The sequence below is a fragment of the Pseudoalteromonas sp. SWYJZ19 genome (genome assembly GCF_015864375.1).
GTDB classification, from domain to species: domain Bacteria; phylum Pseudomonadota; class Gammaproteobacteria; order Enterobacterales; family Alteromonadaceae; genus Pseudoalteromonas; species Pseudoalteromonas arctica.
Genome location: NZ_JADYXI010000020.1, coordinates 28,690 through 44,358, shown reverse-complemented (window position 1 = coordinate 44,358; position 15,669 = coordinate 28,690). Strand labels below are relative to the sequence as shown.

At 38.5% G+C, this 15,669-nt stretch carries 13 protein-coding genes; 4 read left to right on the top strand and 9 right to left on the bottom strand.

From position 1 onward, the window contains the following. Positions 1–112 precede the first annotated feature (112 nt). The 3 genes from I6F45_RS17125 (at position 113) to I6F45_RS17115 (ending at position 4,963) form a co-directional block, all read left to right on the top strand. Positions 113–2,356 carry a carbohydrate binding family 9 domain-containing protein gene (locus tag I6F45_RS17125; protein ID WP_197161300.1) on the top strand — a complete coding sequence of 748 codons (2,244 nt, stop codon included), beginning with the start codon at positions 113–115 and terminating at the stop codon, positions 2,354–2,356. 26 nt (positions 2,357–2,382) lie between these two features. Continuing rightward, positions 2,383–2,841 carry an Sbal_3080 family lipoprotein gene (locus I6F45_RS17120; protein WP_197161298.1) on the top strand — a complete coding sequence of 153 codons (459 nt, stop codon included), beginning with the start codon at positions 2,383–2,385 and terminating at the stop codon, positions 2,839–2,841. Between the two features lie 367 nt (positions 2,842–3,208). Beyond that, positions 3,209–4,963, top strand: a complete 1,755-nt coding sequence (locus tag I6F45_RS17115; RefSeq protein WP_165741158.1) for a bifunctional diguanylate cyclase/phosphodiesterase — start codon at positions 3,209–3,211, stop codon at positions 4,961–4,963. A 119-nt stretch (positions 4,964–5,082) separates the two neighbouring features. Here I6F45_RS17115 and I6F45_RS17110 read toward each other — a convergent pair whose 3' ends face one another. The 7 genes from I6F45_RS17110 to I6F45_RS17080 form a co-directional block, all read right to left on the bottom strand. Continuing rightward, complete coding sequence (locus tag I6F45_RS17110; RefSeq protein ID WP_197139368.1) at positions 5,083–5,784, bottom strand: TorF family putative porin; 702 nt, start codon at positions 5,782–5,784, stop codon at positions 5,083–5,085. Positions 5,785–5,793: 9 nt separating this feature from the next. Next, a complete protein-coding gene (locus I6F45_RS17105; protein WP_197161296.1) occupies positions 5,794–7,011 on the bottom strand; it encodes a BCCT family transporter in 1,218 nt (405 codons plus the stop codon). A 158-nt stretch (positions 7,012–7,169) separates the two neighbouring features. Then, positions 7,170–8,837 (bottom strand): choline dehydrogenase, encoded by a 1,668-nt coding sequence (gene betA, locus I6F45_RS17100; RefSeq protein ID WP_197161294.1) that lies wholly within the window; start codon positions 8,835–8,837, stop codon positions 7,170–7,172. A gap of 11 nt (positions 8,838–8,848) precedes the next feature. Next, on the bottom strand, positions 8,849–10,312 hold the full coding sequence (gene betB / locus I6F45_RS17095; RefSeq protein ID WP_197161291.1) for a betaine-aldehyde dehydrogenase: 1,464 nt from the start codon (positions 10,310–10,312) through the stop codon (positions 8,849–8,851). A gap of 1 nt (position 10,313) precedes the next feature. Then, the gene (gene betI, locus I6F45_RS17090) at positions 10,314–10,889 is read right to left on the bottom strand and encodes a transcriptional regulator BetI (RefSeq protein ID WP_010553010.1); all 576 of its coding nucleotides are present in this window, start codon (positions 10,887–10,889) and stop codon (positions 10,314–10,316) included. Positions 10,890–11,298: 409 nt separating this feature from the next. Continuing rightward, entirely contained in the window at positions 11,299–11,604 is a 306-nt protein-coding gene (locus tag I6F45_RS17085) for a hypothetical protein (protein ID WP_007580773.1), read from the bottom strand. Continuing rightward, positions 11,604–11,861: a DUF3081 domain-containing protein gene (locus tag I6F45_RS17080; RefSeq protein ID WP_101216982.1), complete on the bottom strand. Its 258-nt coding sequence runs from the start codon at positions 11,859–11,861 to the stop codon at positions 11,604–11,606. The genes I6F45_RS17085 and I6F45_RS17080 overlap by 1 nt, the downstream gene beginning before the upstream one ends. A gap of 146 nt (positions 11,862–12,007) precedes the next feature. On the opposite strand from I6F45_RS17080, the gene I6F45_RS17075 reads away from it, so the two are divergent. Beyond that, positions 12,008–13,288: a flavohemoglobin expression-modulating QEGLA motif protein gene (locus I6F45_RS17075; protein WP_101216981.1), complete on the top strand. Its 1,281-nt coding sequence runs from the start codon at positions 12,008–12,010 to the stop codon at positions 13,286–13,288. Between the two features lie 71 nt (positions 13,289–13,359). Here the strand turns inward: I6F45_RS17075 and I6F45_RS17070 are convergent, their stop codons facing one another. Beyond that, entirely contained in the window at positions 13,360–14,163 is an 804-nt protein-coding gene (locus I6F45_RS17070) for a DUF1338 domain-containing protein (RefSeq protein ID WP_007580767.1), read from the bottom strand. A 36-nt stretch (positions 14,164–14,199) separates the two neighbouring features. Beyond that, the gene (gene astD / locus I6F45_RS17065) at positions 14,200–15,666 is read right to left on the bottom strand and encodes a succinylglutamate-semialdehyde dehydrogenase (protein ID WP_101216980.1); all 1,467 of its coding nucleotides are present in this window, start codon (positions 15,664–15,666) and stop codon (positions 14,200–14,202) included. Positions 15,667–15,669 lie beyond the last annotated feature (3 nt).

The following is a 15,669-nucleotide window of genomic DNA, read 5'->3' as shown; positions in this document are numbered from 1 at the left end:
ATCATTAAATAGTTAATTTTTTATTTCAAAGTATTAACAAATGTACCTGGATAAATTACAATCCCCAGCTTAAGTTACTCCCTATGAGTAATTACAGTCTAAATGGATGTTTATGCAGTACTTTATAACTATAATAAAAAAGTTTACCTTCCTATTTTTAAGTTTCGTTTTATTACTCTCAAGCCTTGATGTAGCGGCTAGTAAACAGCAAGTATCCTTATCTCGTATTGATTCAAATATCACTATTGATGGTGTTATGGATGAAGCGCACTGGCAAAATGCGACACGTATACCTCTACTCTACCAAGATGAGCCTAACGAAAAAGGCACACCTCCTGTAAAAACTGATGCCTTTATTTACGAAGATGGCACAAACTTATATGTTGCCTTTATTGCAGAGGATCCAAACCCTGAACAAATTCGTGCATCACTTCGTGACCGCGATACGCTATGGGAAGACGACGTAGTCATTCTTGTTATTGATACATTTAATGATGAACGCAGTGGTTATGAATTTCATGTAAATCCCCTTGGTGCACAAGGCGATATAAGAATGACCGATACCGATGGATGGAGCTCAGATACCTCATGGAATGCTATTTGGGATAGCGCGGGACAAATTAACGACAAAGGTTACGTTGTTGAAATGCGTATTCCTTTTAAGGCACTGCGCTTTCCTGAAAATAAAAAAGAGCTAACGTGGGGTTTTTCAGTAATGAGAAACTACCAACGTGATGTTTTATATCAGCTATCAAATATGGGATTTGATAGAAATATAAAATGTAGCCTTTGTCAGTTTGATAAGTTAGTGGGTTTTAGCGATATTGAATCGAGTAAAAATATTCAATTAACACCTACATTGACAGCACTTCGTAACGATAATAAATCTGAATTACCGGGTAACTGGGATAATGGCGATATAGATACCGAAGTGGGCTTAGATTTGCGCTGGGGTTTAACCAAGGACGCTGTTTTAAATGCGACTATCAACCCAGATTTTTCGCAAGTAGAAACAGACTCTTTAGAGCTCGATGTAAATACAACCTTTTCTATTTATTATGCTGAAAAACGTCCTTTCTTTTTAGATGGAGCTTCTTACTTTAAAAGCAGCTTATTTGAGCTTTTATATACACGTACAATTGCAGAGCCTACTTTAGGTGCAAAATTAACGGGTAAAACGGGTGATCATAGTTATGCGTTAATGCTCGCTGATGACGATAATAGTAATATTTTACTGCCAACGAATCAGGGCTCTGGCTTTGCAAGCTTAAACGAAAAAACGAATACGGCCGCAGGGCGTTATCAATATGACCTAGGTCAGCAGGGTACTATTGGCCTTTCAAGCACGCACAGAGAAAGTGATGACTATCACAACACTGTATTATCAGTGGATGGTAGCTACTGGTTTAATCAATCCGATACTCTTTTGTATCAAGTATCATCTGCTGATACACGTAACTCTGAATTTTTAATTCAAAATTATAACTTATCTGAAACTCAGTCAGATGAAGCATATGCCCTGGAACTTACCCGCGATAAACGTGATTACAAATTATTTGCATCTTATGAAAATATTGGGCAGGACTACCGAACTGATTTAGGTTATCAAGCTAAAGTCGATTATGAAAAAGTAGGCTTTGGTGGCGGACAAACATGGTACAGAGATGAATCTGATTTACTTACCTCATGGTCATACGAAGCTGACTGGGATAAAACGTGGGCGCAAAACGGCGACTTACTTGAAGAAGAATACGAAGGCTTTTTAAGCTTTAAAGGCCAAAAACAATCTATTTTTGAAATTGGTTTAGTACACCGTTATGAAAATTATAATGACAATTTTTATAATCAAAATATTGGTTTTATTTATACGGGCTTTAAACCCACTAAAGATTTAAAGCTTTCGTTATATATTGAATACGCTAGCCGCATTGATTATGCAAATGAGCAATTAGGCGATGCGTTTGACACCCAAACCCAAATGGTGTGGGACATTAACGACCATTGGCAGCTCGATGTAAAGCATAACTACAGTCAATTAGATAACCCGCAAGGGAAGCGGGTTTTTACTGCTAACTTGGTCGACTTTAGACTTCATTATAAATTTAGCATGCGTTCAATTCTTAAATTAATTTTACAATTTGAAGACATTGATAGAGACGAAAACGCCTACTTTTACCAAGTGAGCCAAATCAATAAAGACTATGGCAGCCAGCTTGTTTACTCATATAAAATTAATGCGCAAACACTGTTTTATTTGGGTTACTCAGATAGAGGTTACCAAGACGATTCTCTTAAAAATATTGAGCGGGATCAACGTACATTTTTTACAAAAGTTAGCTATGCATGGCAGCTTTAAATATTAAAAATAAAAAAGGAATAAATATGAATACGTTAAAAATAACGGTTGCAGCAGCAATGGTTGCCACCTTGGCCGGTTGTGCTGCAAAGCAAGACATTACTCGGTTTGAAACAAACTTACCTAAAACAGTATGTATTGCTGAACATAAGGCTGTTAAAACTGGTGTTATAGATGCAATGAAAAAAGGTTTTGCAAAGCATGATGTTGAAACTCGGGTAATTCCAGCCAATTATGTATTGAAACACCAAGACTACCAGACCGAATTACCAGGTGCAGATACGACAGGATGTAATGCAGTGGCTTACTACGTAGCAAATTGGCGTTGGGATATAGCGCTCTATATGGCATACGCAAATATTTGGATTAAAGACGTTGAAACGAATGAAAAAATAGCACAAGCATCTTATCGCACCGGTGGTGGATTGGATAAGTTTATAGACGCTGAAGAAAAAATTATAGAGCTTATTGACGGTATGTATTAAATTTTAAACAATTAGAACCTTTTTGTTTATTTTTGTTAATCCCACCTATACTATATATCAAATATAATTAGTTAATCCGTTATTGTTACAATTTTTTGTTATTCTAATGGCTTAGGATTATATCAATGCTTGCGTAGTACTAAATGCAAGCGATATAATCCGCTTTTGGTAATAGGTTTGATAGGAGAAGCAAAGTAGATGGATTTTTTTTATGAGTAAACTTAAGCCGCTCGGTTTTATTTTCCTAATCATAATTCTATTTTGTTTTTGCATAAACATAGAGTTAACGAATCAGATTAATCGTATAAATTTATTTAGTACCAGTATTGATATACGAAATTTCGAAATAACGAATACCACCCTTGATATGGCTCCTTGGTATAATCCGATCTTAAATGGCCACTATATAATTGAGCAGCCCACTGCTGATTTTTTGCTTATTAAAACCACTGACACTCAGTTTGTAGCTGCTGATTCAAGTAAGTTAATTATAATGACACTTGCATCACCTATTAATTTTTTACTTTTATGTATCTTAATATTTGGTTCTGGCCTGTACTTACGCAGAGAGCGTAGAAAGCGCCATTATAAAAATCAAATAGCGGAGCTTAATCTTCAAGCCAATAGCTTACTCACTGCATTTAATTTGCAAGTAAAACCGGCAGAGAACCCTTTGGGTGTAAGCAGCTTAAGCCAATCAATAAATAGTTTAAATACGCATGTGGCTAATTATGTAAAACAAACTCAAACCAGTATATGCCAAGATAAACTGACGTTATTAATTGACCGTCATGCATATATTGAACATATCGACAGACAAATTAATCATGCTAATCAAGAAGATCTCAAGTGTGCGCTCCTGTTTATAGACCTTGATGGTTTTAAACAAGTAAACGACTCGTTTGGTCACAGTTTTGGTGATGAAATATTAGTTCAAGTTGCTAGCCGACTTGCGAATGTATTACGCCACCATAAATTAAGTAACATAAATAGTGCTAACCAATTAGAGCAAAACTTATCAAGGTTAGGAGGGGATGAGTTCTCCATTTTTATAGAATTACTTGATGATAGCGACAGAGTCGTTGAAATTGCTAAGCATGTGCTAAGTGAGCTTGAAAAAGACTTTGTGCTTGGCAATAAAATAGTAAAAATTAGTGCCAGTATTGGTATTGCGGCTTACCCAGAAAGTGCATCAACGCCTCAAGCGCTTTTACAATTAGCCGATGTAGCTATGTATAGAGCTAAAAGTGATGGTAAGGGAATATTTAAAGTTTACTCGCCAGAAATGGGTAACAAAATGCGCCGTTACCATTATTTACTTGAAGAGCTGCGTTTAGCGGTTGCGTGTAAAGATTTTTACTTATCTTTTCAGCCAATTGTGCATGTTGAAGATTGTATGATTGATTATTTCGAAGCACTTACCCGATGGGACCACCCAGTTGAGGGCATGATCCCCCCTTCAGAATTTATTCCAATAGCAGAGGAGTCTAATTTAATATTAGAACTTGGCGATTGGATTATGCTTGAATCATGTAGGCAAATGGCTGCATGGCACAATGCAGGTATGCGTAAAGTAAAAATATCAGTAAATGTTTCGGGCATTCAATTAAAGCACCGTGACATTTATGATTGGATAATGAAGAAGCTCAAAAAAACCGGTTTACCCGCTACGTCTTTAATGCTTGAAATTACAGAATCAACATTCATTAAAGCCAGCCCTAAAATAATTAAAGAGCTGAGCAGGCTAAGAGAAGAGGGCATTACTATTGCTATTGATGACTTTGGTACAGGTTTTAGCTCGTTGAGCACATTAGCAGATTTACCAATTGATGTTATTAAAATTGATCGCTCGTTTATAGCTCAAGCTAATAAAAGCCAAAAATATAATGATATATTAAATACAATTAGTGAGCTTGGACAAAAACTTGGCCTTAAAATTGTAGCTGAAGGCGTTGAAGAAATAGGGCAGTTTGAACTTGTTAAAAAAATGGGTGTGAGTTCTGTTCAGGGTTATTTAGTAAGCCGACCTGAGTCATCAGCTAATGTAGGTAATAAAGTATTACGCAATAACACCAGTAACCTTTCAGCATCGGGTACAAGTGCTTGGGATATTGTTAGTTAGTTAGTTAGTTAGTTAGTTAGTTAGTTAGTTAGTTAGTTAGTTAGTTAGTTAGTTAGTTTACAAATAAAAATGCCACTCTAAGTAGAGTGGCATTTTTTGTTTAATCAGTAATTATTGTATTAAAGATCAAATGTGCGTGAAACAGCAAGTACGATACGCTCATCAGCATAATCGTAATCTAAGCTTGTGTTTTCAGCGGCCACTTCAATACCAAACCCTTCATAACTAGTTTGATATGCTAAACGGTAATGGTTGTATGATTTTTTCTCGTTTACGTCCCACGCCCATTTTTGTCCATCAAGCGAGTTTGAAATATCAAAGCTTGCACGTAGTGCATGATTTGGAGCCAGCTCATAGGTGTGTGCAATCATTGAGATTACATGGCCTCCACCTTGACCAAAGTAATCCCAGCTGTACCAAAAATTAAGCTCAGTTTGGCCGTACTCACTTGCGAAACCAAATTTAGTGTAAGCCTCAGCGTAGTTGCCATCGCTGTTATTACCTTGATAAGTGTAATACGCAATACCGTAGTCAACGCTAAATTGCTCATCAAGTTGTACATACTTACCTACATAGGCATCAAGCTCAAAATCAGTGTCGTCACCAAAATCTACATTTGAAGCCCATACACCTGCGTAAACACCACTATCAAAGGCATAGTCTAAGCTACCTTGAATTGCAGGATCGTTATCTGTTTGAGTTACACCGTTAAAAGTGTAGTCAGACGCTGCCGTGATTGTTGTTGACCAATCAGCTGCTGCAGTCGTTGATAAAAGTGCAAATGGTAGTGCTACTACAAGTTGTTTTAGTTTGTTATTCATTATTAATCCCTAGTGTACTGTGTCTATTTTTGTGTAATCAATTACGTTTGCTTTTGGTGAGCTATCTATATTCGTTACTGTTTTAAATTTACTGTAACCAATGAAGCCAGCACAGATAAAGAACAAGCCAATAACTAATGCGCCTACCCATTGAATTTGTAAAAATTCTAATTTAAACAATAGTGTAAGTAGTGATAGGGCAACAACATTTCCGATTATGTATTTCATTTTGCCAAAACGCTTTACGGTAAAGTTTAGGTTATCTGTATATAAACGCACTAACGAATCGAGAGAGTTAATTACAAATATGATACCTACAAATACCATGGCAAAGTTTTTAATACCTTGAGTAGGGATGCCCGCCTCATGGTAGTGATAAAGTACGCTAAACCAAATCGCAATCGGAATAGAAGGGAAAATCAACATCGCACCCAATACTTGGTATGTTTTAAGTCCACCAACAAAGCGTGATGTAAATTGACCAATCATTATGCTCCACGCAAACCACCAGAATAAGTAAAACTCATGGTAATCATTAAGCGGTAAAACAAATTCATTAATGTTGGCAAAGTAAGTACCAATAGAGCCTAAGTTATTCGTAAATGCTGACATTTGACTATCACCAATTACAAATGCGCCAGCCCACATAAAGGCGATTAAAGCTAAAAATAACCACGTAGTAGAAATACTTAAAATACGCACATATTTAATATCAGTACTTGAGTAAACCGCAAAACAGATAGCCGCAAACACAATTAAATAAAACTCAGAAACTATGCTTGTTCCATCACCTAATTCGGGTAAATACCACGGTAGGTTTGTAAGCAGTAAATAAGCGGTAAATGCACATGTACCAATAATTACAACATTATTGATAAATTTAACCCAAGGAATTTCGAAAAATTTCACTTTAGGTTCTATTACACAGAAATAAAAGCACGTAAGAAAGTAAAATCCCCAGATCAAAAATCCCCAATAGCCAAACTCAATAGCCAGTGGATTTGCAAACGCGTATTCTGGGCTTGCTTTTATGTCTGCATAACCTGCAAACTCAGTTAAAGGAAACATAATAAGGCCAACATCAAGGCCAGAAGTAAATAATATTGCTATAAACGTAAAGGTTCGAACTGGTGTTACACCTACTACGCGAACATTACCCCATTTAATTAAAATAGTGATAATGGCAAGTAAGGTAAAAATGATGCCTGCATTAAGCCAAATAGTCATTGTTACCCTCCAGTAATGAATAAAAATAATTCATAAGCACTCCGTATTTTATTGTTTTATTCTCGCATTAACACAACGTAACCTATTTACATCGTGTGCCACTGCAAGGCACGCACAGGTTTAGCCCGACGAGACTAAACCTAAGCATGTGGCTAAAGTTAGATCTCCGAACTACGTTGTGTGTCTTGCCAGTTTGTTGTTATGGCAACATTCACATCCGATTTCTGTAATGGGTCTTTACCTAAAATTATGTCAGCTGCTTTTTCGGCAACCATGATAGTAGGCGCATTCAAGTTTCCGTTAGGAACTGTTGGGAATATAGATGAGTCAACAACACGTAATCCCTCAATACCATGCACTTGGGTATTAGAGTTAACAACGGCCATATCATCTTCACCCATTTTGCACGAGCAAGAAGGATGGTAAGCACTTTCTACGGCTTGGCGTACAAAGGCATCTATTTCTTCATCTGTTTGAATATGTTTACCGGGTTGAATTTCTTCATCGCGGTATTCATCAAAGACACTTTGTTCGATTATGTCGCGTGTTAAGCGAACGCACGCTCTAAAGCCTTCAATATCGTCTTGATGCTCAAGGTAATTAAATAAAATGGTTGGTGGTTGCTCAGGATTCGCAGAAGCAATAGTGACGCTACCACGGCTTTTTGGTTTGTTATGACCCACATGTACCTGAAAACCATGACCTGCAAATGCACTTCTACCATCGTAACGCATTGCCGCTGGTAAAAAGTGATACTGAATATCTGGCCATTCAACACCTGGTTTTGAGCGAATAAACGCACACGATTCAAAATGATTCGTTGCACCTAAACCCGAACGCGTTAATAACCAGCGTGCGCCAATCAACCCTTTTGAAACAATGCCTAGCTTGCCGTTAAGCGTGATAGGTTGCTTACACTTGTATTGAAAGTAAAACTCAAGATGATCTTGTAAGTTTTGACCAACACCTGGTAGATGATGCTGTACTTCAACGCCTGCTTTTTCAAGCGCTTGAGTATCACCAATACCAGAGAGTTGTAAAATATGTGGAGAACCAATTGGCCCTGCACTTAGTACAACGTCTTTTGCAGCATGTGCAGTTTTAATGTCGCCATTTACTTTGTATTCAATGCCAGTGGCTTTTTTGCCATCTAAAATCACGCGTTGTGCTAGTGCACCTGTAATAATTGTTAAATTACTACGCGATTTAACAGGGTCTAAATACTCACGAGAAGCAGAGCTGCGCACGCCGTCTTTTACGGTCATGTGCATTGGGCCAAAACCCTCTTGCTGCGACGCGTTGTAATCATCTGTTGAGGCGTAACCAGCTTGTACACCTGCTTTTATAAACGTGCGATAAAGCGGGTTTTGCATTTCGTTGCCGTTATTAACGCCAAGCGGGCCTTTGCCACCACGGTAAGTATTTTCACCAAGGTAAAAGCTTTCTGCCTTTTGAAAGTAGGGTAAACATGATTGGTAATCCCAATCGTTTGCACCGTGTTGCTGCCATTCGTCAAAATCTTTTGCGTGGCCACGTACATATACCATGCCATTAATAGATGACGAGCCGCCTAATACTTTGCCACGAGGACAATGCATTTCACGGTTATCTAAATGAGGCTCAGGCTGCGTATGAAACTGCCATGCGTATTTGTCACTATTCATAGGAATAGATAACGCAGTTGGCATTTTTATAAAAATACTTTTATCGCTACCGCCGGTTTCAAGTAGTAACACGCGGTTACTTGAATCTTCAGATAAACGGTTTGCTAAAACACAACCCGCCGAACCCGCGCCAACAATAATATAGTCGTAATGATTACTCATAGTAGGGCGCCTTAAAATGGGCTTTCTATGTCGGCCATACCAACATAAATAGACTTAGTTTGCGTGTATTGATCAAGAGTTTGTATACCATTTTCACGGCCAATACCCGATTGCTTATAACCGCCAACTGGCATTTCAGCAGGTGAGTTACCGTATGCATTAATCCAACAAATACCGGCTTGTAACTTATGAATCACGCGGTGCGCACGTTTAATATCGCTAGTAAATACGCCTGCAGCTAAGCCTAGGTGAGTCCCGTTAGCGCGTGCAATAACATCGTCTTCGTCGTCAAAAACAAGCACGCTCATTATAGGGCCAAATATTTCTTCTTTAACGATAGTCATATCGTCATTACAATCAATAAACACAGTCGGTGCTACAAAATAGCCATTAGGTGCAGATTTAGGTGAAAGCGTTGTACCACCGGTTAATAGCGTTGCACCTTCTTCGATGCCTTTATTAACGTAGCTCATTACTAGTTCTTGGTGCTTTTTAGAAATAAGTGCGCCAAAGTTAGTATTTAAATTTTGTGGGTCGCCAGCAATAATGTTTTTCTCAGTGCGCGCTTTAAGCTCATCAATAAACTGCTGATATACATTTTTATGAACGTAAATACGTGTACAGTTAGTACAAATTTCGCCTTGCGTATAAAAGTTACCTAACATAGCCGCGCTAACCGCTTGCTCAATATTGGCATCATCAAATACTAATAATGGAGATTTACCACCGAGTTCCATTGTTACATCTTTTAAAGTGCCCGCAGCGCTTGCTACTACTTTTTTACCTGTGCCTACTTCACCCGTAAACGATACTTTATCAATGTCGCTATGCTGTGTTAGCCACTGACCTACATCGCCAGCACCTTGAACAACATTAAACACACCTGCAGGTACGCCAGCTTCAAAAAACACTTCAGCAAGCTTAATAGCGCCAAGTGGTGTTTCCTCAGATGGTTTAAATATAAATGCATTACCAGCAGCAAGGGCAGGGCCCGACTTCCAACATGCAATTTGTAGTGGGTAGTTCCATGCACCAATACCCGCACAGATACCTAGTGGCTCTTTACGTGTGTAATAAAAGTCATCACCCACCATTTGCTGTTGGCCTACTTGTGCAGGCGCAAGGCCTGCAAAGTATTCAATTACATCAGCGCCGGTTTCAATATCAACACAATTTGCTTCTTGCATTGGTTTACCGGTGTCGAGTACTTCTACAAGTGCTAGCTCATCATTGCGCTCGCGTAAAATAGCCACTGCTTTTAATAAAATGCGGCTGCGTTCAATGGGTGTCATCGCTGACCACTGAGCAAAGCCTTGCTTTGCACTGGCAATGGCTGCGTTTTGAATAAATTCGTCGGCAATCTCTACTGCGTAAATAACCTCGCCCGTAGCTGGGTTTGTTACATCAAATGTTTTGCCGCTCTGGTTTGCAAGAAAATGGCCGTTAATAAAATTTTGATAGACAGGTGTAGTCACGCTAGGCTCCATATTGCTTGATAAGTGAAAGTACATAGCTTTTTGCTAACTTTTCACTGTGTTTAAACTGATTATTGTCTGATTTACTCAGCACTGCTCTTAACCATAGGCCATCGATCATTGCGGCGCTAAGTTCTGCAGCTTGCTTTGCTTGCTCAATAGGCATTAATTGCTTAAAAGAAAATGCTAAATTACTTTGCAAGCGTTTACTGTTTACGTTTTGTAGTCTGTGTAATTCTTCATCATGCATCGATTGCGCCCAAAAACTTAACCACGTTCGGGTTGTATCATTACGCTGTTGTACAAGCGCAAAGTTGGCTTCGATAATAATCATTAAACGTTCAATGGCATTCGTTTGGTTATTTACTTTACTTATTAAGCCTTGTTTTAAGCTTGTTAGTAAGTATCTAACAGTGGCTTCAATTAACCCCTGCTTACCACCAAAATAATGACTAATAATGCCTGACGATAAACCGGCATTTTTACTAATGCTGTTTATAGTTGTGCCTTGTAGTCCATTAGTTGCAACTGACTCTATAGTCGCGTCAATTAGCTGCTGACGTCTGACAGGTTCCATTCCGACTTTAGGCATAATTTTTATTAATTGAACGTTCAATAAACATAAGCTTAAGGTAATAGCTCTAACAATTCAAGGCTGAAGTAAATATCTAGATGCCAAAATGTAGATTAATCATTAATAAAAGCGCAACTAATTCGATAAAGAAGATAAGGTTTTACTTTGTTTTATTTTATTTAAAACAAAGGCTTGTGAATTTTATTTTGAAATTAAATAATAGTAATGATTTGTTTACAGCAATAAATGAATAAAATGATCAATAATCATTAGTGCAGTAATAGTTAGAGTACTAATAGTATTAAATTAATACAAAAGCGGTCTAAACCTGCAATTGCTTAGTGCTCTAATAAATTTATATAGAGAGTAAACTTTGTGGTTTTATCGTTTTAAAGGGCTTGGTTTTGAAAGGTCAGGCATTATTAATAACGCCTTTAAAAAGTAGGGGGTAACGTCTTAGTCTATTGCCAATATAGTCATCAGCTAAAATTTGCTGGCAAATAAAGTCTATATCTTTGCTTGCTTCAAAAACCCAATCAAAGCGCTCTATAGCCAGTAAAAAACCACGCTTTAGATGAGTTTGAGCACGGTACTGTTCTAAATTTTCTTGAATAATTGAGACTTTGCTTGGATCAGCTCTAAGCTCTTCTACTACTTGGTTTATAAAAGTAGTATTGAGCTTACTGGTAGGGCGGTGTCTGCGTTTTCGTGGTTGCATTAGCTCTCGTTTGCAATGTTATATAATTTTTTCAAAAAGTCGTCTTTATGCTTTTCATGTTCGTAGTCAAGGTGGTAAGTATTATGAAAACCAAAGCGCAGTTCAACGCCGCTACCTTGTAAATATATCGTATAGCCATCTACGTCTGAATAAGCTGTAACACCCTGATAATATTTACCTTCATTAGTCATTTCACCTTTTTGGATGATACGTTCATACACAGCCAAAATCTGTTTGTTATCGATTTCGTTTTTCATGTTTTATGCCCTTCCTTTAGTAACTCATACGATACAGATATGAGGGTCGATCATCTTAAAAACAATAGCTAAAAAAGTGTGATATTACTTTGTAATTTCGCTTTTTTAAATTATGCTCAAAACTCATTTATTGTTGAGCTTAGAGCATGATAGACAAGGCGTTACTACTAAAAACTCGTGAGTTATCGGATCAATTAATTGCATTGCAAACTCCAATTAGGATACTCGATGCTATTAATTGGGATAAACAAACTAAAGAGGAGTTTTTTAGACAGAAATGTCAAAAAAACCCACTCATCGATCGTGCATATTATCAACAGCGCGACCTTGGTTTTGTACCTAGCGAGTTACGCCAAGCATTTTCTACTTTGCACCGTAACATTATTAACCAATTGGGGCAGTTAAATCCGATTGCTCAATATATGGGAAAAATGTGCACCGAGTATAAAACGGTATTAAGTATGCTTGAGTATCGTGGAACGCCAGAGTTTCATGACTTATCGGTGGAGTTATTTGGTCACCCTAAAGACTTATTCCATGCTGGTGAGCCCTCACTTTCTGAGCTAGCTAATATGCTAGATAAACCGCTGCAAAATTTACTTATAGCCGACATACTGCCTGACGACCCTAAAAATATTGATGCTGTTGATGCTGTGCGTATTTTGTCTGAGCAAGTAAATGCCAGTATGACAGGGATAAACGTAGAGGTAATGCTTAGCGATGGTATTGTTAGTGATGCAGCCGCAGGTGCTAATAATATAAAGCTTAATCAAGATGTTAAGTTTTCTCAGCGTGAACTTGATATTTTAGAAGTTCACGAAGGGTGGATACACGTAGGTACCACTCAAAATGGTTTAGCACAGCCGTATTTAACATGTTTGAGTAAAGGCACGCCTAGCTCAACTATTACCCAAGAAGGCTTAGCAGTATTAACCGAAATTATTACTTTAAAATCGACACCAAGGCGTTTATCTAAATTAGTTAACCGTATTCAAGCGGTTACAAAGGTAATAGATGGCGCTGAATTTGTAGATATTTACCGTGACTATGTAGCGCAAGGTTTATCAAAAGATGACAGCTACACACTCGCGCAGCGTGTATTTAGAGGCAGTACGCCAACAGGTTTGCCTTTTACAAAAGATATTGCTTACATTAAAGGCTTTGTATTGGTTTATAACTTAATACGCGTTGCAATACAGCTTGGTCGAATAGATAGACTACCTTTATTACTGGTAGGTAAAATATCAATAGATGACTTTAGATTAATTTCGCAGCTTCATGATTTAGGTGTAATAGAGAGCCCACAATTTGTGCCTCCACACTTTAAAGACTTACGCGGTTTGGCAACTTGGTTGAGCTTTGGCCGCTTTATTGGCGATTTATCGTTTGAAAAGTTAGAAAACGATTATAAACCGTTATTTTTATAATTAATCAACATAACCTACCGACATAAAAAAAGCCCATAACGGGCTTTTTAAATAAAGTACTTTAGGTTTTGCTATCGAGCATTGGTGCTTTCAAATATTTTGTCAGCTGAGGCTGCAACAAAACCAGTATAAAGCTCACCGTCGGCTTTAGGGTAACGAATAGCAAACTCATAAAAACAGCTAGGGATGCTCATATCACCGTCACTAAAGGTAACAGAGTATTCATCAGCAAGTGTTGACGATTGCTCTAGTAACACCTCTGGTGAGCCTTTAACTTCACCGCCTGACGTATTAAGCGAAAAGCCGGCGTCTTTTAGGGCTTGGTTAACATCATGAATGTTATCAAACTTAGCAAGCGTATTAATATTTACTGTAAAGTGATTGGCGCGGTAACCCCACGCCGACATCCACGCTGCATACTCGCTTTCAGCTAGCAGCTGCTTATAAGTATCGGTGCTTACTTGCCAATGCGTGCCTGAATACAAAAAGTTATCAGCAGTAACAGCACTTTCATCAATTTTATCAACCATGTCGGTTACGATGGCTTGTAACTCAGGCGAGCATTTTTCTACTAGTAGCTCAGAGATAAACACTTTTGGCTGATTCGGATCGCTATGCTCGTAGTGCTTTGCGTAAAGTTTTTTAGCTTCAAAGTGGTACTCACCACATTCTTTGTAACCAATAGCTAAAAAGTGAGCAGCGAGCTTTTCAAGACCCACTTTTTCAATATTAAACGTACGCAGCGCAATATGATCGTTAATAATGTCATCTTTTTGCGTTGACCCTAAAAGGTCATGAATTTTGTCTGCCGATGGTGTTACGTTTAAGTAGTTTTTCCAAAGGCTCTCAAATAATGTGTTTACATCAGTATGCATGTTAAATCCTTAAATCTAAAATTTTGGTTTTATTGCTTATTCAATTACCAAGCCTGGCGCTAGGGTTTGCGGTAAGCTCACTTTGTCTGACTCAACAGATGCCACAGGGTATGCACAATAATCGGCGGCATAATAGGCACTTGCTCTGTGATTACCACTGGCGCCAATACCGCCAAATGGAGCCGCGCTAGAGGCACCCGTAATAGGGCGGTTCCAGTTAACAATACCTGCACGAATGCGCTTTAAGAAGTGAGTGTAATCATCTTCACTGTCGCTAAGTAAACCTGCAGATAAGCCAAAGCTTGTGTTGTTAGCTTCAATAATTGCGCTGTCAAAGTCGTTGTAACGATACACTTTAATAAGCGGTCCAAAATGCTCTTCATCTGGCATGTCGGTAATGTTTGTTACATCAATAATACCTGGGCTTACAAAACCGGTGCCTGATTTTAATTGCTTAAGTTCAACAAGGATTTGCGCGCCTTTTGACACTAATTCACTTTGCGCAGCGACCATACCCAGTGCTGCTTTTTCGCTTATCATTGCACCCATAAAAGGCTGCTCTGTAGCAAAACTGTCGTCTACAACTATGTTTTTAGTCGCGCTTATTAGCTTTTCTAAAATAGCATCGCCATTGAGCGATTTTTCAATAAATAAGCGGCGTGCACACGTACAGCGCTGACCTGAGGTAATAAAGCCTGATTGAATAATATCGTGCACAGCAGCGCTTACATCACTCACGTCTTTTACAATAAGAGGATTATTACCGCCCATTTCAAGTGCTAAAATTTTGCCAGGGTGCCCTGCAAATTGCTTATGTAGTAAGTGACCTGTGTTTGAGCTACCGGTAAAAAACAATCCATCTATATCTTTATGAGAAGCAAGCGCTTTGCCTGTTTCAATTTCACCTTGGACAAGGTTAATAACACCCGCTGGTAAGCCCGCTTTTAACCAAAGTGAGAGGGTGAATTCTGCAACGTGCGGTGTTAGTTCTGATGGCTTAAATACTACGGTGTTGCCTGCTAAAATTGCAGGAACAATATGCCCGTTTGGTAAATGCCCCGGAAAGTTATACGGGCCAAAAATAGCCACAACGCCATGCGGTTTGTGTCTAATAAACGCTTTAGCACCGGGCATTGGGTTTTCGGTTGTACCGGTACGCTCATGGTACGCTTTTACAGATATAGCTACTTTGCCTGTCATTGCGCCCACTTCGGTACGGGTTTCCCATAATGGCTTACCTGTTTCGCGTGCAATTATGGTCGCAAATTCTTCACTGTGTTCTTTTAATTGAGCTGCGAAGTTTTCAAGAATGGCTATACGCTCTTCAAGCGGCTTATCTGCCCATTGTACCTGTGCTGCTCTGGCTGCTTTTATAGCTGAATCTACTTGATCAGCGTTTGCGCCATTACCTTGCCATACCACATCGCCATTACTTGGATTGATTGACTCAAATGCTGGACCTTGCCCTGCATGCCACTGGTTATTAATTAGGTGTGTATTCATAAA

Bases quoted from the DNA above. Each gene is read 5' to 3' on its own strand.
- betI (WP_010553010.1), bottom strand. From the start codon at position 10,889: ATGGAACCTGTCAGACGTCAGCAGCTAATTGACGCGACTATAGAGTCA.
- I6F45_RS17085 (WP_007580773.1), bottom strand. From the start codon at position 11,604: ATGCAACCACGAAAACGCAGACACCGCCCTACCAGTAAGCTCAATACT.
- I6F45_RS17120 (WP_197161298.1), top strand. From the start codon at position 2,383: ATGAATACGTTAAAAATAACGGTTGCAGCAGCAATGGTTGCCACCTTG.
- I6F45_RS17110 (WP_197139368.1), bottom strand. From the start codon at position 5,784: ATGAATAACAAACTAAAACAACTTGTAGTAGCACTACCATTTGCACTT.
- I6F45_RS17115 (WP_165741158.1), top strand. From the start codon at position 3,209: ATGGCTCCTTGGTATAATCCGATCTTAAATGGCCACTATATAATTGAG.
- betA (WP_197161294.1), bottom strand. From the start codon at position 8,837: ATGAGTAATCATTACGACTATATTATTGTTGGCGCGGGTTCGGCGGGT.
- astD (WP_101216980.1), bottom strand. From the start codon at position 15,666: ATGAATACACACCTAATTAATAACCAGTGGCATGCAGGGCAAGGTCCA.
- I6F45_RS17075 (WP_101216981.1), top strand. From the start codon at position 12,008: ATGATAGACAAGGCGTTACTACTAAAAACTCGTGAGTTATCGGATCAA.
- I6F45_RS17080 (WP_101216982.1), bottom strand. From the start codon at position 11,861: ATGAAAAACGAAATCGATAACAAACAGATTTTGGCTGTGTATGAACGT.
- I6F45_RS17125 (WP_197161300.1), top strand. From the start codon at position 113: ATGCAGTACTTTATAACTATAATAAAAAAGTTTACCTTCCTATTTTTA.
- I6F45_RS17070 (WP_007580767.1), bottom strand. From the start codon at position 14,163: ATGCATACTGATGTAAACACATTATTTGAGAGCCTTTGGAAAAACTAC.
- I6F45_RS17105 (WP_197161296.1), bottom strand. From the start codon at position 7,011: ATGACTATTTGGCTTAATGCAGGCATCATTTTTACCTTACTTGCCATT.